The 18,588-nt window shown below is 72.2% G+C and carries 17 protein-coding genes; 10 read left to right on the top strand and 7 right to left on the bottom strand.

The window, feature by feature from the left end; all coding sequences use genetic code 11:
* The first annotated feature begins 205 nt into the window (after positions 1-205).
* Together ACZ5XZ_RS27340 and ACZ5XZ_RS27335 are read left to right on the top strand one after the other, a co-directional pair.
* Positions 206-1,033 (top strand): enoyl-CoA hydratase family protein, encoded by an 828-nt coding sequence (locus ACZ5XZ_RS27340; RefSeq protein WP_384431426.1) that lies wholly within the window; start codon positions 206-208, stop codon positions 1,031-1,033.
* A complete protein-coding gene (locus tag ACZ5XZ_RS27335) occupies positions 1,018-3,309 on the top strand; it encodes a bifunctional salicylyl-CoA 5-hydroxylase/oxidoreductase (protein ID WP_468982605.1) in 2,292 nt (763 codons plus the stop codon). The genes ACZ5XZ_RS27340 and ACZ5XZ_RS27335 overlap by 16 nt, the downstream gene beginning before the upstream one ends.
* Positions 3,310-3,383: 74 nt before the next feature.
* Here ACZ5XZ_RS27335 and ACZ5XZ_RS27330 read toward each other — a convergent pair whose 3' ends face one another.
* Together ACZ5XZ_RS27330 and ACZ5XZ_RS27325 are read right to left on the bottom strand one after the other, a co-directional pair.
* A complete protein-coding gene (locus ACZ5XZ_RS27330; protein WP_468982602.1) occupies positions 3,384-4,298 on the bottom strand; it encodes a ScbA/BarX family gamma-butyrolactone biosynthesis protein in 915 nt (304 codons plus the stop codon).
* A gap of 246 nt (positions 4,299-4,544) precedes the next feature.
* Positions 4,545-5,162, bottom strand: a complete 618-nt coding sequence (locus tag ACZ5XZ_RS27325; protein WP_468982600.1) for a ScbR family autoregulator-binding transcription factor — start codon at positions 5,160-5,162, stop codon at positions 4,545-4,547.
* A 149-nt stretch (positions 5,163-5,311) separates the two neighbouring features.
* Between ACZ5XZ_RS27325 and ACZ5XZ_RS27320 the strand changes: the two genes are divergently transcribed.
* Entirely contained in the window at positions 5,312-6,331 is a 1,020-nt protein-coding gene (locus ACZ5XZ_RS27320) for an MDR family NADP-dependent oxidoreductase (RefSeq protein WP_468982598.1), read from the top strand.
* Between the two features lie 48 nt (positions 6,332-6,379).
* On the opposite strand, the gene ACZ5XZ_RS27315 is transcribed toward ACZ5XZ_RS27320, so the two are convergent.
* Positions 6,380-7,024 (bottom strand): TetR family transcriptional regulator, encoded by a 645-nt coding sequence (locus tag ACZ5XZ_RS27315; RefSeq protein WP_468982595.1) that lies wholly within the window; start codon positions 7,022-7,024, stop codon positions 6,380-6,382.
* A gap of 464 nt (positions 7,025-7,488) precedes the next feature.
* On the opposite strand from ACZ5XZ_RS27315, the gene ACZ5XZ_RS27310 reads away from it, so the two are divergent.
* Positions 7,489-8,253 (top strand): HAD family hydrolase, encoded by a 765-nt coding sequence (locus ACZ5XZ_RS27310; RefSeq protein ID WP_468982592.1) that lies wholly within the window; start codon positions 7,489-7,491, stop codon positions 8,251-8,253.
* Positions 8,254-8,268: 15 nt separating this feature from the next.
* Here the strand turns inward: ACZ5XZ_RS27310 and ACZ5XZ_RS27305 are convergent, their stop codons facing one another.
* Both ACZ5XZ_RS27305 and ACZ5XZ_RS27300 read right to left on the bottom strand, forming a co-directional pair.
* Entirely contained in the window at positions 8,269-9,120 is an 852-nt protein-coding gene (locus ACZ5XZ_RS27305; RefSeq protein WP_468982590.1) for a PaaX family transcriptional regulator, read from the bottom strand.
* A 9-nt stretch (positions 9,121-9,129) separates the two neighbouring features.
* The gene (locus tag ACZ5XZ_RS27300; RefSeq protein WP_468982589.1) at positions 9,130-10,728 is read right to left on the bottom strand and encodes an AMP-binding protein; all 1,599 of its coding nucleotides are present in this window, start codon (positions 10,726-10,728) and stop codon (positions 9,130-9,132) included.
* A gap of 176 nt (positions 10,729-10,904) precedes the next feature.
* Between ACZ5XZ_RS27300 and ACZ5XZ_RS27295 the strand changes: the two genes are divergently transcribed.
* Positions 10,905-12,032, top strand: a complete 1,128-nt coding sequence (locus ACZ5XZ_RS27295; protein WP_468982588.1) for an acyl-CoA dehydrogenase family protein — start codon at positions 10,905-10,907, stop codon at positions 12,030-12,032.
* A gap of 55 nt (positions 12,033-12,087) precedes the next feature.
* Here ACZ5XZ_RS27295 and ACZ5XZ_RS27290 read toward each other — a convergent pair whose 3' ends face one another.
* Positions 12,088-12,639: a hypothetical protein gene (locus ACZ5XZ_RS27290; protein WP_468982585.1), complete on the bottom strand. Its 552-nt coding sequence runs from the start codon at positions 12,637-12,639 to the stop codon at positions 12,088-12,090.
* Between the two features lie 243 nt (positions 12,640-12,882).
* Between ACZ5XZ_RS27290 and ACZ5XZ_RS27285 the strand changes: the two genes are divergently transcribed.
* Together ACZ5XZ_RS27285 and ACZ5XZ_RS27280 are read left to right on the top strand one after the other, a co-directional pair.
* Complete coding sequence (locus ACZ5XZ_RS27285; RefSeq protein WP_468982582.1) at positions 12,883-13,689, top strand: VOC family protein; 807 nt, start codon at positions 12,883-12,885, stop codon at positions 13,687-13,689.
* Positions 13,690-14,099: 410 nt separating this feature from the next.
* Positions 14,100-14,432 (top strand): hypothetical protein, encoded by a 333-nt coding sequence (locus ACZ5XZ_RS27280; protein WP_468982580.1) that lies wholly within the window; start codon positions 14,100-14,102, stop codon positions 14,430-14,432.
* 232 nt (positions 14,433-14,664) lie between these two features.
* Here the strand turns inward: ACZ5XZ_RS27280 and ACZ5XZ_RS27275 are convergent, their stop codons facing one another.
* On the bottom strand, positions 14,665-16,194 hold the full coding sequence (locus ACZ5XZ_RS27275; protein ID WP_468982578.1) for a helix-turn-helix domain-containing protein: 1,530 nt from the start codon (positions 16,192-16,194) through the stop codon (positions 14,665-14,667).
* Between the two features lie 172 nt (positions 16,195-16,366).
* On the opposite strand from ACZ5XZ_RS27275, the gene ACZ5XZ_RS27270 reads away from it, so the two are divergent.
* The 3 genes from ACZ5XZ_RS27270 to ACZ5XZ_RS27260 all read left to right on the top strand — a co-directional run bounded on the left by ACZ5XZ_RS27270 (position 16,367) and on the right by ACZ5XZ_RS27260 (position 18,574).
* Complete coding sequence (locus tag ACZ5XZ_RS27270) at positions 16,367-17,287, top strand: DUF1648 domain-containing protein (protein ID WP_468982575.1); 921 nt, start codon at positions 16,367-16,369, stop codon at positions 17,285-17,287.
* Position 17,288: 1 nt separating this feature from the next.
* The gene (locus ACZ5XZ_RS27265) at positions 17,289-17,648 is read left to right on the top strand and encodes a GntR family transcriptional regulator (RefSeq protein ID WP_384431469.1); all 360 of its coding nucleotides are present in this window, start codon (positions 17,289-17,291) and stop codon (positions 17,646-17,648) included.
* A 98-nt stretch (positions 17,649-17,746) separates the two neighbouring features.
* Positions 17,747-18,574, top strand: a complete 828-nt coding sequence (locus ACZ5XZ_RS27260; protein ID WP_468982574.1) for a S16 family serine protease — start codon at positions 17,747-17,749, stop codon at positions 18,572-18,574.
* Positions 18,575-18,588: the final 14 nt, after the last annotated feature.

Raw genomic sequence — 18,588 nt, 5'->3', positions numbered from 1 at the left:
AGGAAGCGCGGCGGAGCCCGGGGCAGAGGCGAGCGGCCGGGGCCGCGGTGACCTAAGCCCTACGGCGGGCGGGACCTTCGTCCGGTCCATGGCCGAGAAACGGCGTATCGCGCCCTCGTGACGACAGTCACAAAGCGGTGATAACTTCGAAGGGCATCCGGAAGAGCATCCACCGGCCGACCCGCCAAAGGGGGCAGGCAGTCCGATGAGCCCGTTCACAGGATCCGCCCGCAGCACAGACTCCTGGCAGCACATCCGCGTGACCAGGAAGGACGGGATCGCCACGGTCACCCTGGCGCGCCCGGAGAAGCTCAACGCGCTCACCTTCGAGGCCTACGCCGACCTCCGCGACCTGCTGACGGAGCTGTCCAGGGAGCGCTCCGTACGCGCCCTGGTGCTCGCCGGAGAAGGCCGCGGATTCTGCTCCGGCGGCGACGTCGAGGAGATCATCGGCGCCACCCTGGGCATGGACACCGCACAGCTGCTGGACTTCAACCGGATGACCGGCCAGGTCGTACGGGCGCTGCGGGAGTGCCCGTTCCCGGTGATCGCGGCCGTGCACGGCGTCGCCGCCGGCGCCGGCGCGGTGCTGGCGCTGGCCGCGGACTTCCGCGTCGCCGACCCCTCGGCCCGCTTCGCCTTCCTCTTCACCCGGGTCGGACTGTCCGGCGGCGACATGGGCGCGGCCTATCTGCTGCCCCGCGTCATCGGGCTGGGCCACGCCACCCGGCTGCTGATGCTCGGCGACGCCGTACGCGCGCCCGAGGCCGAACGGCTCGGCCTGATCAGCGAGTTGGCCGAGGAGGGCCACGCCGACCAGGCGGCCGCCGCGCTCGCCCGTCGGCTCGCCGAGGGTCCCGCGCTGGCGCACGCCCAGACCAAGGCGCTGCTCACCGCCGAGCTCGATCTGCCGCTGGCCGCCGCGGTGGAGATGGACGCCGCCACCCAGGCGCTGCTGATGAACAGCGCCGACTACGCCGAGTTCCACGCCGCCTTCATGGAGAAGCGGGCGCCCAAGTGGCAGGGGAAGTAGCCGTGCGGGTCGCCGTCATCGGCGGTGGACCGGGCGGGCTGTACTCCGCGGCGCTCCTCAAGCGGCTCGATCCCCGCCGCGAGATCACCGTGTGGGAGCGCAACGCCCCCGACGACACCTTCGGCTTCGGCGTCGTGCTCTCCGACGAGACCCTCGGCGGCATCGAGCACGCCGACCCGGAGGTCTACCGCGCACTCCAGGCGGAGTTCGTCCGCTGGGACGACATCGACATCGTGCACCGGGGCCGCACCTTCACCTCGGGCGGACACGGCTTCGCGGCGCTCGGACGGCGCCGGCTGCTGGCCGTACTCCACCGGCGCTGCCGCGACCTCGGCATCGATCTGCGCTTTCGCACCGAGGCGCCGCCCGCCGCCGAGCTGGCCCGCGCCCACGACCTGGTGATCGCCGCGGACGGGGTGCACAGCGCGACCCGCACCGCGCACGCCGACGCCTTCCGGCCGCGGCTGACCACCCACCGCTGCCGCTACATCTGGCTCGCCGCCGACTTCGCCTTCGACGCCTTCCGCTTCGAGATCGCCGAGACCGAGCACGGTGTGGCCCAGCTGCACGCCTACCCCTACGCCCGCCCGTCCAGCGGCGCCAGCACCGTCATCGTCGAGATGCGCGAGGAGGTCTGGCGGGCGGCCGGACTGGACCGCTGCGACGCGCGCGCATCCGCCGAATGGTGCGCCAGGACCTTCACCGACGCACTCGGCGGCCGGCCGCTGCGCTCCAACAACTCCAGCTGGACCGCCTTTCGCACGGTCGTCAACGACCGCTGGTCACACGGCAACACGGTGCTGCTCGGCGACGCCGCGCACACCGCGCACTTCTCCATCGGCTCCGGCACCAAGCTCGCCGTCGAGGACGCGCTGGCGCTGGCCGCCTGCCTCCAGGAGCAGCCCGACACCGCCGGTGCGCTGGCCGCCTACGAGGCGGAGCGCCGCCCCGTCGTCGCCTCCACCCAGCGCGCCGCCCGCGCCAGCCTGGCCTGGTTCGAGGAGCTGGCCACCTACCTCGGCCAGCCGCCCCGCCAGTTCGCCTTCAACCTCCTGACCCGAAGCCGCCGTGTCACCCATGACAACCTGCGGCTGCGCGACCCCGGATTCGTCGCGGCCGTCGAGGGCGAGGCGGACACGCCGACCGGCACACCGCCGATGTTCACGCCCTTCCGGCTGCGCTCGCTGACCCTGCGCAACCGCGTGGTCGTCTCGCCGATGGACATGTACTCGGCGCGGGACGGCGTCCCCGGGGACTTCCACCTCGTCCACCTGGGCGCCAGGGCCCTGGGCGGGGCGGGCCTGGTGATGACCGAGATGGTGTGCGTCAGCGAACAGGGGCGCATCACACCGGGCTGCGCCGGGCTCTACACCCCGCATCAGGCCGCCGCCTGGCGTCGCATCACCGACTTCGTGCACACCCAGGCACCCGGTACCGCGATCGGTCTCCAGCTCGGCCACTCGGGCCGCAAGGGCTCCACCAAGCTGATGTGGGACGGCATCGACGAACCGCTCGACGACGGCAACTGGCCTCTCGTGGCGGCATCCCCCCTTCCGTACAAGCCCGGCAGCCAGCGCCCCCACGAGCTGACCACGGGCGAACTCGCCATGATCCGGAGCCAGTTCACCTCCGCCGCGCGCCGCGCCGTCGACTGCGGCTTCGATCTGCTGGAACTGCACTGCGCCCACGGCTATCTGCTGTCCGGATTCCTCTCCCCGCTGACCAATCAACGCACCGACGCCTACGGCGGTTCCCTCTCCCGGCGCCTGCGTTTCCCCCTCGAAGTCTTCGACGCGATCCGCGAACTGTGGCCGGAGGACCGGCCGATGACGGTCCGCATCTCCGCCACCGACTGGGCGGAGGGCGGCACCACCGCCGAGGACGCCGTGGCCATGGCGGCGGCCTTCGCCGAGCACGGTGTTGACGCCATCGATGTCTCCACCGGGCAGGTCGTGGCCGACGAGCGCCCCGACTTCGGCCGCTCGTACCAGACGCCGTTCGCCGACCGCATCCGCAACACCCTGGGGGTGCCGGTCATCGCGGTCGGCGCCATCTCCTCCTGGGACGACGTCAACTCCCTGGTGCTCGCCGGGCGTGCGGACCTGTGCGCGCTGGCCAGGCCCCATCTGTACGACCCGCACTGGACGCTGCACGCCGCAGCGGAGCAGGGGTACACCGGGCCGGGCGCCCCGTGGCCGCTGCCCTACCAGGCGGGCAGCCGTACCCCGCCCACCGGTCGTACCGACGCGCCGAAGCCCCGCCTCGCGCTGCGGTGACGGGGAGACACGGGCAGCGGGGCGGGGCCGTCTGCGGAGGGACGGCGCACCTCCGGTAGCCCTACGGCGGCGCCTCAGGGAAGCGGCAGGCTGGTGACACGCGCCGAGATCACCGGTTTGCCGTGCTGCTCCACGGCCACGTCGACCGGCATGCGGCCGTCCCGGTCCTGCGCCGCGGCCCGCTCCGTGGCGGTCCGCGCCCGTACCCAGCACGGTGCGTCCAGTTCGGCGTACCGCTCGAAGGTGCACTCCATCGCTATCGGCAGGGTGACCCCGGGCGTCGCCGCCTGCGCGGCCTGGCGGGCGGCCTCGATCATCAGCATGCCGGGGGCGTGGTCGGCGGGCTGGTCGAAGAGCACCGGATGAGAGGTGTCCACCCGCAGGCGCCACAGGCCGGGGCGGCCGGTGGGCGAGAGCACCACATCGTGCTCGCGCTCCCGGGCGACCGACTGCGGGGAGACGGGCGTGGGCAGCGGCAGCCTGCGGGCGTCGGCCGGCCTCCGCTCGCTGTACCTGCCGCGCAGCCGGCGGTAGACGGCCGGGCTGTGGCACGCGTAGTCGAGCGTCGCGGTGGCCAGGTCGGCGCCGTCGCACCGCACCCGGAAGTCCTGGCGCGCGCTGAGCAGCCGCTTGCCGCGCCGGACCACCTCATGGTCGGTGACGTGCAGTTCCACCTCCGCCGGCGCGCCGGCCGTGCCCAGTGCCTGCGGCGCGAGGTCGTAGTGGATCCGCTGCCAGGTGATCGGGTGGTCGAGCGGCACGCGGTGGGCGAGATGGCTGAGCAGTATCCCCGCCTGCCGCATGGTCTCGACCAGCAGCAGCGGGTCGTGCAGCCGCTCGCGCCCGTCGACCGGTCCGTAGAAGCCGTGTGCGCGCGGCCACCGGGCGCTGACGACCCAGCCGTCGGCGGTGTCCCGCCGCCAGTTGGTCAGGAACACCTCGGGCACCGCCGCACGGCGGCCGTACCCCTGCGGCGCGGTGGAACTCAAAGGGAACGTTCGGTTTCCGTCGGCGAACCCGCCTCTGCCGTCGTGGCGCTGATCCTGGGACGACGGCATGAGGATGGCTCTGGCCATAGGTGTCCTCTCTGAAGTGCGGCTCTCAGCGCCCAGACGGGCCGAGCCGCGCTGGCGGTCCCCGCGGCTCCAAGATACGGACCCTGTGGTGTGTTCACCAGTGCTAAGGGGCGCTCCTCGGCCAGGCTCGACAGGGCGGCGAAGCCGGACGGGCGGACGTCAGACGGAGACCCGCGCCGCGCGGCCGTGCGGGTCGAGGTGGCTCATCGCGCCCGGCGAGGCGAGACCCGGCAGGGTGTGCTTCCACAGCGCCGTGACCCGCTCGGGGAGATCGGCGCGGTTGGTCGCGGCGCGCGAGAACAACTGCACGCCCATATAGGCGGCGACGAAGAACTCGGCGGCCCGGTCCGGCACCACACCGGGCAGCAACTCCCCCTTGTCCCGGGCCTCGCTGAACATCGTGCTGATGATGTCGGTCCAGGCCTGGTAGGGGACCAGCGGCTCGTCGCTGAACGTCGTCTCGACCGCGATACGGGTGCCGGCCTGCAGCAGCGGGTCGCTGCGCAGCGCCAGCGCCACCCGGTGGGTGAAGTCGATGGCGTCCTGCAACCGGGAGTCGCTGACCTGCGGAAGGAACGGGTCGGCCTGCTCGGTGATGACCGCGCGGGCCAGTGCGCCCTTGGAGGTGAAGTGGAAGTACACGGCTCCTTTGGTGACCCCGGCACGCTGGATGATCTCGGCCATGGTGGCGGCCTGGTACCCGCGGCTGCCGATGACGTGCGCCGCGGCTTCGAGGACCGCGCGCCGGGTGCGCACTGCACGTTCCTGCTTGACCACCGAACCGCCTCCGTATGCTCTCTTGGAGTTGCGCCGAGTGCGACCCGTCGCCCTGGCCGCGCAGTCTCTTTCGGCATCATAAAGAAGCCAACCAGGCGGTATTGAATCTGCGCGCCGTGGCGTGTACTACGACTTCTAGGAGCTGTCCGATGTCCCCCACCGCTCTGCCTGCCGCGCAGCGCGAGATCCGGCTCGCCCGCCACGCCGAAGGAGAGCTGACCAGCAGGCACTTCGTGGTCGCCGAGGTGCCGCTGCCCGAACCGCAGCCGGGGCAGGTCCTGGTGCGTACGCGCCTGATGGCGGTGACCGCGGCGATGCGGATGCAGATGTCCGGCGACTCGAAGCCGATGCCGCCCTTCGTACCGGGTCAGGCGCTGTGGGGCTCCGCGATCGGGCAGGTGGTGGCGGCGCCCGGCGGCGGCTTCACGCCCGGCGAACTGGTCCACCACCGCTACGGATGGCGGGAGTTCGCGGTGGTCGACGAGTCGCAGGTGCGCCGGCTCGACCTGGACGCGCTACCGGATCCCGCCGCGCACCTCTCCCAGGGCGCGACGGCCTGGGGCGCGCTGCGCCGGGCCGCCGAAGTCCGCCCGGGGGACACGGTGTTCGTCTCCGGCGCGGCCGGTGGCGTGGGCAGTCTGGCCGGGCAGCTGGCGCGCCGGCTGGGCGCCGCCCGGGTCGTCGGCAGCACCGGCTCGGAGCGCAAGGCCTCCCGGCTGCGCGCCGAGTTGGGGTACGACGACACCATCGTGCGCGGCGCCGGCCCGATCGAGCGGCAGCTGCGGCGGGCGGCCCCGGACGGCATCGACGTACTGCTCGACACCGTGGGCGGCGAGCAGTTGACCGCGGCACTCGCTCTGGCCCGCCCCGACGCCCGCTTCGCGCTGGTCGGCGCGCTCTCCAGCCAGCTGGGCGCGACCGGCGGCAGCACCGCCCCGGTGGAGCTGGACACGGCGCTGATCATCACGCGGCGGGTGGCGCTGCGCGGTTTCGCGCTGCATGCGCACCCGGATCTGCCGCAGGAGTGGGCGAAGGAGTTCGGTCAGGGCCTGCGGGACGGCTCCCTGGTCTTCCCGCACGCCCTGCTGAAGGGCATCGAGCAGGCCCCGCGGGCGCTGTGCGAGCTCACCCAGGGCCGCCACATCGGGGCCGTGCTGGTCGAGTTGTGATCCGCTCGCGCCCGTTCGTGGCGTACAGCCCCTGAACGGCCTGCCGGGTCAGCCGGCGGCCGGGGCGTGTGCCGGCTCCGGGACGCCGGCGGCCGGGATCCGCTCCGCGGAGGCCGACAGCAGCCCCCACAGGCCGATCACGGCCTCCCGGTCCCACCACGTCCCGTCCTCGCCGCCCAGATGCAGCAGACCCACCACGATCGAGGTCAGCAGCTGGGCGGTGCGGCGCGGTTCGGCGTCCGGCGCCTCCGCCGCGGTCGGCCGGCCCGGCTCGCCGGTCCCGCAGGTCACCGCCTTGTCGAGGAAGAGCGCGTACCAGCGCTGCTCCAGGGCGTAGATGCCCAGACCCGGTGCGGTCTCCGGACGCAGCCGCAATCCGGCGCGCAGTACGGCGTCCGTCTCCACCCGGCTGAACAGCTCGACGGCGAAGTCCTGCACGGCGCTCGCCAGTGGTCGCGGGGAGCGGGCGAAGCCGTTCTCGATCTCCTGCAGGGTGGCGAGCGCGGCGTCGCGCACCGCGAGGGTGAGGTCGTCCTTGGACGTGAAGTGGAAGTAGAGGGCTCCTTTGCTCAGCCGGGCCCGCCGGCTGATCTCGACCATGCCCGCGGCGGGAACCCCCTTCTCCAGGAAGGTCTCTGCGGCCGAGCGGATGAGTGCCTGGCGGCTCTGGATGGCGCGATGCTGGGTGGGCACGGTGTCCGTCCCGTCTCTAGTACGGCTGCGAAGCTGATTGCAGTCTACATAGAAAACCAACCATGCGGTTCGATATGGTCGGGGTGAATGGCCTGAACTGGTACGCCCTGGCGAGAAGCCGATGTCCGGCCGCGGATTCCGGGCCTCCGGTGGCGCCTGCGGGTCCTGTGTCGCCAGTCTGGCCTTGCGGGGGAGCGTTGTCGACCCGTCAGGATGTGACAAAGGCACATTGACAAACAGCGCAGGCGGTTTTTAAATCTCCGAAGGCGGTAAACGGGACGATCCGTTCCGATGTAGCCGCCGCGACGGTCGCGTACCGCCCTTGGACAGCGTGTGCGCCATGGCGAGACCGCCTCCGCCCCTTACCCGTCGCCGACCGCAGGCCGCCCAACCAGCAGAGCCAGCAACGTCACCCGAACCCCCGCACCCCGCACCCCCATCGGAATCCGGAAAGGTCTCCAGCCATGCGCGTAGCAATGGAAGTCGGCGAACGTCCCGCGAGAGGCGCACGGGTCGCAGGAGGCGAGACGATCAAGGCCGCCGTCTTCGATCTGGACGGCACCTTGGCCAACACTCTGCCCGCGATCAGCAAACTGCTGGTCAAGGTGGCCTCGGAGCAGGGCTGTTCGGTGACCGCGCGGCAGGCGGCCTCCGCCATCGGCAAACCCCCCGGCCCCGCCTTCGGCCGGCTGCTGGGCAAGCCCGAGGACGACGGCCGGGTGCAGGCCGCCATCTCCCGCTACCGCGAGCTGTTCGCCTACGAGGTGCTGTGCCAGGGGCCGCAGCTGCTCTTCCCCGGCGTGACCGCGGGGCTGTCCGCGCTGCGCGCCCATGGTGTCGAGCTGGCCGTCGCCACGTCCAAGACCACCCGCAGCGCCGAGGCGCTGCTGGACGTCATGGGCATCCGCGACCTGGTCGGCCCGGTCATCGGCCAGGACATGGTCCGGCGCGGCAAGCCGCACCCGGAGATGGTGCTGCGGGCGGCCGGCCGGCTGGGCGTCGCGCCCTGGCAGAGCGCGTATGTGGGGGACACCGTGGGGGACATGAGGATGGCGGTCACCGCGCGCATGGCGCCGGTCGCGGTGACCTACGGCGTCGGTACGTTCGGTGAGCTCGCCGCGGTCGCCGGCACCCGGATGTGCAGTTCGTTCAAGGACGTGGTCTCGGTGATCGCGGCGGCCAGGCCGCGGCCGGCCGTCGCGGTGGGGGCTCAAGCGCGCCGCCGCTGAGCCGCGGACGGCGCCTTACGGACCGGCCGTCGCCTGGTGCGCGTAACGGGCGCCGGTGGTCCGCAGCATGCCGTGCAGCCTGCTGAACACCTCTGCCGCGCGGCCACCCGGCCAGTCCTCCGGAAGGAGGGGAGAGGGCAGCCCGGGATCGGCGTACGGCAGGTGGCGCCAGGCGTCCAGGGCCAGCAGATAGTCGTGGTAGGCCGCCTCCGGCGGCACCGTGCGCCGTCGTGACCAGCGCCGCAGGACCGGCTCCTGTTCGTCCAGGAAGGCGCGGTACTGCGCGGCGATGGCGTCCAGGTCCCACCAGCGTGCCACCGCGTCCGCCGTGGCGGCGAACCCGGCGTGCGTGCCGGTGAACAGATCGACGTACGGGGCCAGTTGCAGCCGTTCCAGGGTGTGCCGGGTCTCCTCGTAGAGCTGTGCGGGCGCGATCCACACACCCGGCGCGGCGGTGCCGAAGCCGAGCCGGGCCAGCCGGGAGCGGAGCAGGTGCCGTTTGTGCCGCTCCTGCTCGGGGACGGAGAACACGGCCAGCACCCAGCCGTCCGAGGGCCGCGCGGCCGGCCGGCCGAAGATCCGCCGGTCGCCGTCCTCCAGGAGCTCGCGGGCCGCGTCGGACAGTGCGTAGGCCGCCGCCCCGGTGGCCGTCCGCGCGGGGACCAGCAGCCCGCGCCGCTTGAGCCGGGAGACCGCGGAGCGCACCGACGGCGGATCCACCCCGAGCACCCCGAGCACCCGGATCAGCGCGGCGACCGGCACCACAGCGGCCGTCTCGTCCGTCGCGCCCGGTTCGCCGCGCCCGTAGGCGCCGTAGAACGTGACGATCAGGGACCGCGGGGTGTGCTGTGTCTGCTGGTCGGTCACCGGGTCACTCTAGAGGGGCGTACGCAGCCGGAAGCGCTGGAGCTTGCCCGTCGGGGTGCGGGGCAGCGCGGTGTGGAAGACGATCTCGCGGGGGCATTTGTAGGGCGCGATACGGGCCTTGGTGAAGGCGCGCAGCGCGGCGACCGTGTCCTCTTTCTCGGGGACGCCGGCCCGCAGCACGACATGGGCGACGACGACCTGTCCGCGGTCCTCGTCGGCCCGCCCGACCACCGCGGCCTCGGCCACGTCGGGGTGCTGGAGAAGGGCGTCCTCCACCTCGGGCCCGGCGATGTTGTATCCGGCCGAGATGATCATGTCGTCCGCGCGGGCGACGTAGCGGAAGTAGCCGTCGGGCTCGCGGACATAGGTGTCACCGGTGAGGTTCCAGCCGCCCCGGACGTACTCGGTCTGCCGGGCGTCCGCGAGGTAGCGGCAGCCGGTCGGGCCGCGTACGGCCAGCAGGCCCGGTTCGCCGTCCGGTAGCGGTGTGCCGTCCGTGCCCACCACCCGGGCCTGGAAACCCGGCACCGGCAGCCCCGTCGTACCCGGCCGGATCGCCTCGTCGGCGGCCGAGATGAAGATGTGCAGCAGCTCCGTGGCGCCGATGCCGTTGATGATCCGCAGGCCGGTCGCCCCGTACCAGGACTGCCAGGTCGCGGCGGGCAGGTTCTCGCCGGCCGACACGCACCGGCGCAGCGAGGAGATGTCATGCCCGTCGAGTTCGGACAGCATCGCCCGATAGGCGGTCGGCGCGGTGAACAGCACCGAGATGCGATGTTCCGCGATGTCGGTGAGCAGCCGCTTGGGCCCGCTCCAGTCGGCGAGCAGCGTCGAGGCGCCGGCCCGCAGCGGGAAGACCACCAGCCCGCCGAGGCCGAAGGTGAATCCCAAGGGCGGGCTGCCGGCGAACACGTCGTCAGGGGCCGGGCGCAGCACCCGTGCCGAGAAGGTGTCCGCGATGGCGAGCACATCGCGGTGGAAGTGCAGGCAGCCCTTGGGGCGGCCGGTCGTGCCCGAGGTGAAGGCGATCAGCGCGACGTCGTCGGCCGCGGTCGCCACCGCGGTGTACGGCGCGCCGGGCCGGGCGAGCCGGTGCAGATCGTCCGGCCCGTCCCCGCCGTAGGGCGTGATCCGCAGCCCCGGGACCCCGGCCGCGGCGAGGTCGTCGACGCAGCGGACGTCGCACAGCGCGTACCGCACCTGGGCGATCTCGCAGATCGTGGCGAGCTCCTTGGGGCGCTGCGCGGCCAGGACGGTCACCGCGACCGCCCCCGCCTTCATCACGGCGAGCCAGCAGGCGGCCAGCCACGGGGTGGTGGGGCCGCGCAGCAGCACGCGGTTGCCCGGAAGTACCCCGAGCCGGTCGGTGAGCACCCGGGCGATCGCGTCGACCTGTGCGCGCAGCTGCCCGTAGGTCCACACCGGCCCGCTCGCGTCGCGCACCGCGGGACGGTCCGCGCCGAGCCGTGCGATGGTGCCGTCGAGCAGTTCGGCGCCGCAGTTCAGGCGGTCGGGGTAGCCCAGGTCGGTGAGGTGCGGCCACTGCTCGCGGGGCGGCAGCCGGTCGCGCGCGAAGGTGTCGGCGTGGGCCGAGGACCGTAGCTCCATGGCGGATGCGCCCCCTAGGGCGGCCGGGTGGCCGACTCGGTTGGCTGCTCGTCCGGCCGGCCGGGACCGGTGCGACGAGTGGTCGAGGACTGCCGTTCGGATGCTTCGTCAGCGTAACGTGTTGGTGACGGCAGTCAACAGACCGCGATAGAGGACCGCTACCAGGGAGCCGCCTCGTGACTGTATTCGCGCTGGGACCGGACGAGCGGCAATGGTGTGCCGAGCTGCGCGCCATGACGGCCGAACGGCTGAGCCCGCTGGCGGAGAAGGGCGCGGCGGGCCGGGTCAACCGCCCGCTGGTCGCCGCCCTCGGCGAACTGGGCCTGCTGCGCCGCCTGTTCCCCACCGACGGAGCGCTGCGCGCCCTGGACCTGTGTCTGCTGCGGGAGTGCCTCGCCCAGGAGTGCACGGAGGCGGAGACCGCGCTCGCGCTGCAGGGCCTGGGCGCCTACCCGATCGTCCAGGCCGGCACCGATGCCCAACGTGCCCGTTGGCTGCCCGAGGTGGCCGCCGGGCGCGCCGTCGCGTCCTTCGCGCTGAGCGAGCCCGGCGCCGGTTCGGACGCCGCCGCGCTGTCCCTGGCCGCCGAGCCGGACGGCCCGGACGCCTGGCGGCTGACCGGCGAGAAGTGCTGGATCTCCAACGCCCCCGAGGCCGACTTCGCCACCGTCTTCGCCCGCACCGGGGGCGCGGCGGGCGCGCGCGGGGTCACCGCCTTCCTCGTCCCCGCCGACCGGCCGGGCCTGACCGGCGAGCGCCTGGACATGCTCAGCCCGCACCCCATCGGGACGCTGGTGTGCGACGGTACGCCGGTGACCAGGGCGGATGTGCTGGGCGAGGTGGGCGGTGGGTTCGCCGTCGCGATGGCCACCCTGAACCTCTTCCGGCCGAGCGTGGGCGCCTTCGCGGTCGGTATGGCGCAGGCCGCGCTGGACGCGGCGCTGGCGCACGCGGGCGCGCGCACCGCGTTCGGCGGCCCGCTGAAGGACCTGCAGTCCGTGGGCCACCAGCTCGCCGAGATGGCCACCCGGGTCGAATCCGCCCGCCTGCTGGTGTACGCGGCCGCCTCCGCATACGACACCGGCGCCCCGGACATCGCCCGCCGCTCGGCCATGGCCAAACTGCTGGCGACCGAGACCGCCCAGTACGTGGTCGACGCCGCGGTCCAGATCCACGGCGCCCGCGCGCTGCGCCGCGGCCACCTCCTGGAGCACCTCTACCGGGAGGTCCGCGCCCCGCGCATCTACGAGGGCGCGACGGAGGTGCAGCGCTCCATCATCGCCAAGGAGCTGTACCGGCACTGAACGTCAACCGTCCGTGCCGGTACCGGACTCCGCCGCCCGGGCCGACCCTGAGGCCTCAGCCGTTGACCTTCCACACGCTGCCCAGCGTGCACTTGCCGGACAACGTGCCCTGCTCGCTGGGGCTCTTGATGAACGTGCCGGTCACCGTGGTGGGCAGGGTCTGGCCGGCGGCCACCTTGAGCGACGAGATCTGCACGACGCCGACGTAGCCGCCGGAGGCGTCGGTGAACCGCACGCTGCCGTTGTAGGTCGCGGGGCTCGTGGAGTTGCCGTTGGTCACGCTCAGCTTGGCGGTCAGCGTGGCGGCGGCGCTGTCGACCTGGCAGTCGGTGATGCGGATGTCCGACTCGGGCGGCGTGGTGGATCCGGAGGACGGCGAACCGGTGGTCGTGCCACTGGTGGTGGTGCCGCTGGTGGTGCTGCCGGAGCTGCTGTATCCGCCGCTGGACGTGCTGCCGGAGCTGTACTCGCCGCCGGAGCTGCTGCTGGAGCTGGAGCTGGAGCTGTGGCTGCCGCCGCAGCCACCACCGTGCGAACCGCGCGCACCGGTCAGCGCGACGACCACCAGCGCGCACACCGCGACAGCGCGAACATGGCGAATCTTCATCCCGAGTTCTCCCCCGTGACAAGCGGCCGCCTCCGTGGGCGGCCGCTGCGTACGCGTAGCCGTACGCGTACCCGATTGATGATGCGCTCGCGGGTCTCCTCGATGCGGGATTCCTTGACGAGCGCGCGTCAGGCTAGCAAGCGGATGCCCGGGGGCCGAATCCCGGGCGGTGGGCGGCCGACGGGCGAGTGTCAGTGGCGGATGTCAGGCTGAAATCACGAAGGATCCGCGAAGGGAATCGTCATGATCACTACTGACTTCGTCCCTGGCTCCCCGTGCTGGATCGATCTTGGTGCGCCCGATGTCGAGGTCGCGGCGGCCTTCTACCGAGCGGTGTTCGGCTGGCGGGCCGAACCGCACGGTGAGCAGGGCGCGAGCGGATACACCCTCTTCCGGCTCGACGGGAAGGCGGTGGGCGCGGCCGGCCCGCTCACCGAGGACGGCGCCCGCTCCGCCTGGACGATCTACTTCCACACCCCTGACGCGGATGCCACGGCCGAGGCGGTGGCGCGGGCGGGCGGCTCGGTCCGCTCGGCGCCGGCCCCGGTGGGAGCGGACGACGGCCGGTTCGCCCAGCTCACGGATCCGCAGGGCGCGGAGTTCGCCGTCTGGCAGCCGGCGAGATATCCGGGCATCGAGGCCGCGGACGGCCCGGGCACTCTGGGCTGGACAGAGCTGTACACCACCGACCCGGCCGCCGCGCAGACCTTCTACCGGACCGTCTTCGGCTGGCACACCCAGGACATGCAGCTCCCCGCAGGCGGCGGCACCTACACCCTGCTCCGCCCCGCGAACTGCAGCGAGGAACGGATGCACGGCGGCCTCATAGGCGTCCCCGCCGACCTGCTCGGGCCCGGCGGAAAGCCGTACTGGCACCCGGTGTTCGTCTCGAAGGACTGCGATGCCACGGTCGGCCTGGTGACGGGCAACGGCGGCACGCTGTCGATGGGACCGGAAACCGCCGAGGACGTCGGACGACTGGCCGTCTGCACCGACTCCTCGGGCGCGGAGTTCGTCGTCCTCACACCGCAGGCGGGCGCACTGGGCTGACCGCCCTTCGCCCTCCCCGACGTTCGACGACGCCCCTCCCACCCCCGACTCCGCACAAACCGCGGCTCAAAGTCCTCTGCCGCCGATAGTCCCTGTCCCTCCGGGCGGAGGCGCCAGGCCGCACCTTCCCGTACCCCACGCTGGACGAACGCGGCATGCGGCATGCGGCGTCCGGCCCGAACGCCGCATGCGGCACGCCGCGTTCGGCCCGGGCGCCGCCGCCCTTACCACGGGAAGCGGTGACCACGCCGACACCGTGCGGCGTTGCGGGCGCCGCTGACCGGTATGCCGCGGCCGCGCCCAGACTCGGCGCGTCGATCAATGCGGACGAGGACTTTCCGATTAGCCTTTCGTAACTGTACGAGGTTGATCAGTTACTGATCGCATCCGTTCAGAACACCGGAGATGACATGCACAAGCTTCGTAAGGCTGCCGTCGTGGCGGCCGTCCTCGGCAGCGTCGCCTTCCTCGGCGCCGGCTCTGCCTCCGCCGACGGCGGGAGGCACAAGGGTGGCACCGAGTTCAACATCAAGCAGGGCAGCTCCTGCCGGTCGCACGACCTGAACGTCGACGTCCTCGGCGAGGTCGGCATCCTCAACGGCGTCCTGGGCAACGCGCTCGGCGGCGAGGGCTCCCCGGGCGCCCAGGAGACCAAGATGGGCTCGTCGATGGGCTGCAACAACAGCTTCGCCGACGGTGGCGGCAAGGACGACAAGGACGGCAAGGAAGACAAGGACTACTAAGAGTCCGCAACGGCCCGGACCCCCGAGCCACAGGCCGGGTACCCAGGGCCCGCTTTCGCCCTTCGGTAGGGGCCGGACGCCATCGCCCGGCCCCTACAGGGCAGCGAAAAGACCACTGACCAGGCTTCCCGGGGGAATCCTGGTCAGTGCTTGTCGTTCGGGCCCGGGTCAGGTGAGCCCGGGTCAGGTGGGCCCGCACGGGGGAGTCTGCGGCCTTCCTCCGGAGGGGACTTCAGATATCCCGGAAGATCTCGATCTGCGCCCCGATCGAGTTGAGCCGCTCCGCCAGGTCCTCGTAACCGCGGTTGATGACATAGACGTTGCGCAGTACGGACGTGCCCTCGGCGGCCATCATGGCGAGCAGGACCACGACGGCCGGGCGCAGGGCCGGGGGGCACATCATTTCCGAGGAGCGCCAGCGGGTCGGGCCGTCCACCAGGACGCGGTGCGGGTCGAGCAGTTTGACCTGGGCGCCGAGCCGGTTGAGGTCGGTGAGGTAGATCGCGCGGTTGTCGTAGACCCAGTCGTGGATCAGGGTCTGGCCCTGGGCGCTGGCGGCGATGGCCGCGAAGAAGGGGACGTTGTCGATGTTCAGGCCCGGGAAGGGCATCGGGTGGATCTTGTCCAGCGGGGCCTGGAGCTTGGAGGGGCGGACGGTCAGATCGATGAGCCGGGTGCGGCCGTTGTCCGCGGGGTACTCCGTGCTGCGCTCGTGGTCCAGGCCCATCTCCTCCAGGACGGCCAGCTCGATCTCCAGGAACTCCACCGGGACCCGACGGATCGTCAGTTCTGACTCGGTGACGACTGCCGCCGCCAGCAGACTCATCGCCTCGACCGGGTCCTCGGAGGGGGCGAAGTCCACATCGCGTTCGATGTGGGCGGTGCCGTGCACGGTCAGGGTGGTCGTGCCGATGCCGTCGACCCGGACGCCCAGCTCCTCCAGGAAGAAGCAGAGGTCCTGGACCATGTAGTTGGAGGAGGCGTTGCGGATCACCGTGACGCCGTCGTGCCGGGCGGCGGCCAGTAGCGCGTTCTCGGTGACGGTGTCGCCGCGTTCGGTCAGGACGATGGCCCGCTTGGGGGCGACGGTGCGGTCGACCTCGGCGAGGTAGGTGCCGTCGGTCGCGGTGATCTCCAGCCCGAAGTGGCGCAGCGCCGTCATGTGCGGGGTCACGGTCCGGGTGCCGAGGTCGCAACCGCCCGCGTACGGCAGCTTGAAGTGGTCCATCCGGTGCAGCAGCGGGCCGAGGAACATGATGACGCTGCGGGTGCGGCGGGCCGCCTCGGTGTCCATCGCGTCGAGGTCGAGTTCCGCGGGCGGCACGATCTCCAGGTCGTTGCCGTCGTTGATCCACCGGGTGCGCACGCCGATGCTGCCCAGCACTTCGAGGATGCGGTAGACCTCCTCGATGCGGGCCACCCTGCGCAGGGTGGTGCGTCCCGCGTTCAGCAGCGTGGCGCACAGCAGCGCGACACAGGCGTTCTTGCTCGTCTTCACGTCGATGCTGCCGGACAGCCGGCGACCGCCGACCACTCGCAGATGCATCGGTCCGGCATAGCCGAGCGACACGATTTCGCTGTCGAGCGCTTCACCGATACGGGCGATCATCTCAAGGCTGATGTTTTGATTCCCGCGCTCGATGCGGTTGACCGCGCTCTGGCTGGTGCCGAGCGCCTCCGCGAGTTGCGTCTGCGTCCAGCCGCGATGCTGTCGGGCGTCACGGATGAGCTTGCCGATGCGTACGAGGTAGTCGTCTGCCATGGGCCGACCGTATCTCAGATATGAGATGGATGTGCAATTGATGGTGGCTAGGTTGTTCTACTAATATGCAAACAACTGAAGGGTGGTCACCACGCATATGAAGCGCGCTCCTCGTCCGGCTCTACGCTTAAAGGCCATACTTCGGCCGCTTATTGCCGCATTTCCCTTCGTCGTGGCCGCCGCGACGGCCACCACGGTCCACGCCTCCGTCTCCACCCGGTTGCCCGACCCGCTCGCCACCCATTTCGACGCCGCCGGTCGGGCCGACGGCTTCTCCTCCACCCACGGCTTTCTGACGGGCACTCTGATCGTCCTCCTCGCCCTGGGAGCCGTCTTCACCCTGCTCGGCGGGGCGCCAAAGCTCGCCACGGCGGCCCCGTGGGTGATCGCGACCGGATACACCGTCGCCGCCGGTGTCGGTTACGCGCTCTGCCTCACCCTGCTCGGCAACGCGAGCGCCGCCGACGCCTCGGCCGTACGGCTGCCGCTGTGGCAGCTGCTCCTGACGATCCCGGTCGCCCTGCTCGCCGGCGTGCTGGGCCATCTGCTCGCCGGCGCCGCACCCCGCCCGCCCCGCCGGCCGGCGGGCGACGCGCCCCGGCTCGACCTCCCGGCGGGCACGACGGCCGGCTGGTCACGCACCATCAGCTCGCCCCCGCTGATGGCGCTGGGCGGACTGGTGCTCTGCGGCAGGCTCGCCACCGGCGAGCTCGCCAGCTGGTTCTCCGGCGTGATCCTCGTCCTCAGCGGGATCGTGTGCCTCGCCGTCACGTCGGTACGGGTGACCGTCGACCGCCGCGGTCTGACCCTCGCGCCGGCGCTGCCGCGGGCCTTCGGCATCCGGTTCCGGCGCATCGGCCCCGACCGCGTGGCGGAGGCCACCAGCCGTCGGGTCGACTGCTTCGCCGAGTTCGGCGGCTGGGGCTACCGTGTCCGGGGGCGCGGCAGCGGCCTGGTGCTGCGTTCGGGTGAGGGGATCGCGGTACGGCTGACCAGCGGCCGGGAGTTCGTCGTCACGGTGGACGACGCGGCGACCGCCGCCGCGCTGCTCAACACCTACGCGGACCGCGCGCGCTCGCGGCAAGGAGGCTGAGGTGCTTTTCCGGGTGGACCCCGGCTCGTCCGTCCCGCTCGGCGACCAGATCGCCGCCTCGGTCCGCGGCGCCATCGCCGACGGCACGGTGGGCACCGGGGAGCGGCTGCCGGCCGCCCGTGAACTCGCCGCGTCCCTCGGGGTGAACGTCCACACCGTGCTGCGCGGCTATCAGCGCCTCAAGGAGGAGGGCCTGATCGAACTCCGCCGCGGCCGCGGCGCGGTGGTCACCGGCATCGCCACCCCCGCGCGCGCCCGCCTCGGTGAGGCCGCCCAGCGCCTGATCGCGCAGGCCCGCCATCTGGGACTCTCCGACGAGGAGATCGTGACGGTGGTACGGGTGGGCCTGGCGGGCAAGTGAGCCGGGACGGTGCGGCTCTCCGCCCGTATGCCGTCTGTGCCGGTCTCGCCATCGGGGCGCGTGAACCCCGGTCACGCGCCCTGACCTAGATTGACAACGTGATCACTCGCCCTTCCCCCGACGGAACTCCGGTCCGCCCCGGCGCTCCCTCGCGCGTCCGTGGCCGTGTCCTCGCGCTCAGCGCCGTGCCGCTCGTGGTGCTGCTGGCCGTCGTCGGCCTCGCACCGCTTCCGTACTCCGTTGCACGGCCCGGACAGACCACCGACGTGCTGGGCTCGGATCGTGGTGGCGAGGTCATCTCCATCAGGGGCGCACCGGTGCGTCAGACCAGCGGTCAGCTGCGGATGGCAGCGATCCAGGCGACCGGGCCGCATGTCACCGTCCGCTGGGGAGAGGTGATCGACGGCTGGTTCCGTACGGATCGTGCGGTGATGCCCAAAGACGCCGTGTTCCCGGCCGGCATGTCCGATGCCGAGACGGCGCGGCACAACCTCGCGGACATGAAGTCCTCCCAGCATGCCGCCACCGCGGCCGCGCTCGGACTGCTGGGGAAGGACCCGGGCCGGGTGAAGGTGAAGCTCACCCTCGACGGTGTGGGCGGGCCAAGTGCCGGACTGATGTTCTCGCTCGGCATCGTCGACAAGCTGGACGGCGACGGCAGCGGCGGCGACCTCACCGGCGGCCGCAACATCGCCGGTACGGGCACGATCGACGCCGACGGGACGGTGGGCGCGGTCGGCGGAGCGGCGCTGAAGACGCAGGCGGCACGGCGTGACGGGGCGAGCGTCTTCCTCGTGCCGAAGGCGGAGTGCGCGGCGGTGCAGCCGGCCCCGGACGGGCTGCGGCTGGTCCCCGTCACCACCCTCAAGGGTGCGGTGCAGGCGCTGCGCGCGCTGGCCAAGGGCGGCTCGGTCCCCAGCTGCTGAGCTGGTCCGGCCTG

This window comes from Streptomyces sp. NPDC033270, from assembly GCF_055576575.1.
This window is presented reverse-complemented; position numbering and strand designations above follow the sequence as displayed.

Excerpts from the sequence above, each read along its gene's own strand:
- ACZ5XZ_RS27280 (WP_468982580.1), top strand. The coding sequence starts at position 14,100 with ATGCACAAGCTTCGTAAGGCTGCCGTCGTGGCGGCCGTCCTCGGCAGC.
- ACZ5XZ_RS27300 (WP_468982589.1), bottom strand. The coding sequence starts at position 10,728 with ATGGAGCTACGGTCCTCGGCCCACGCCGACACCTTCGCGCGCGACCGG.
- ACZ5XZ_RS27310 (WP_468982592.1), top strand. The coding sequence starts at position 7,489 with ATGCGCGTAGCAATGGAAGTCGGCGAACGTCCCGCGAGAGGCGCACGG.
- ACZ5XZ_RS27285 (WP_468982582.1), top strand. The coding sequence starts at position 12,883 with ATGATCACTACTGACTTCGTCCCTGGCTCCCCGTGCTGGATCGATCTT.
- ACZ5XZ_RS27340 (WP_384431426.1), top strand. The coding sequence starts at position 206 with ATGAGCCCGTTCACAGGATCCGCCCGCAGCACAGACTCCTGGCAGCAC.
- ACZ5XZ_RS27290 (WP_468982585.1), bottom strand. The coding sequence starts at position 12,639 with ATGAAGATTCGCCATGTTCGCGCTGTCGCGGTGTGCGCGCTGGTGGTC.
- ACZ5XZ_RS27275 (WP_468982578.1), bottom strand. The coding sequence starts at position 16,194 with ATGGCAGACGACTACCTCGTACGCATCGGCAAGCTCATCCGTGACGCC.
- ACZ5XZ_RS27320 (WP_468982598.1), top strand. The coding sequence starts at position 5,312 with ATGTCCCCCACCGCTCTGCCTGCCGCGCAGCGCGAGATCCGGCTCGCC.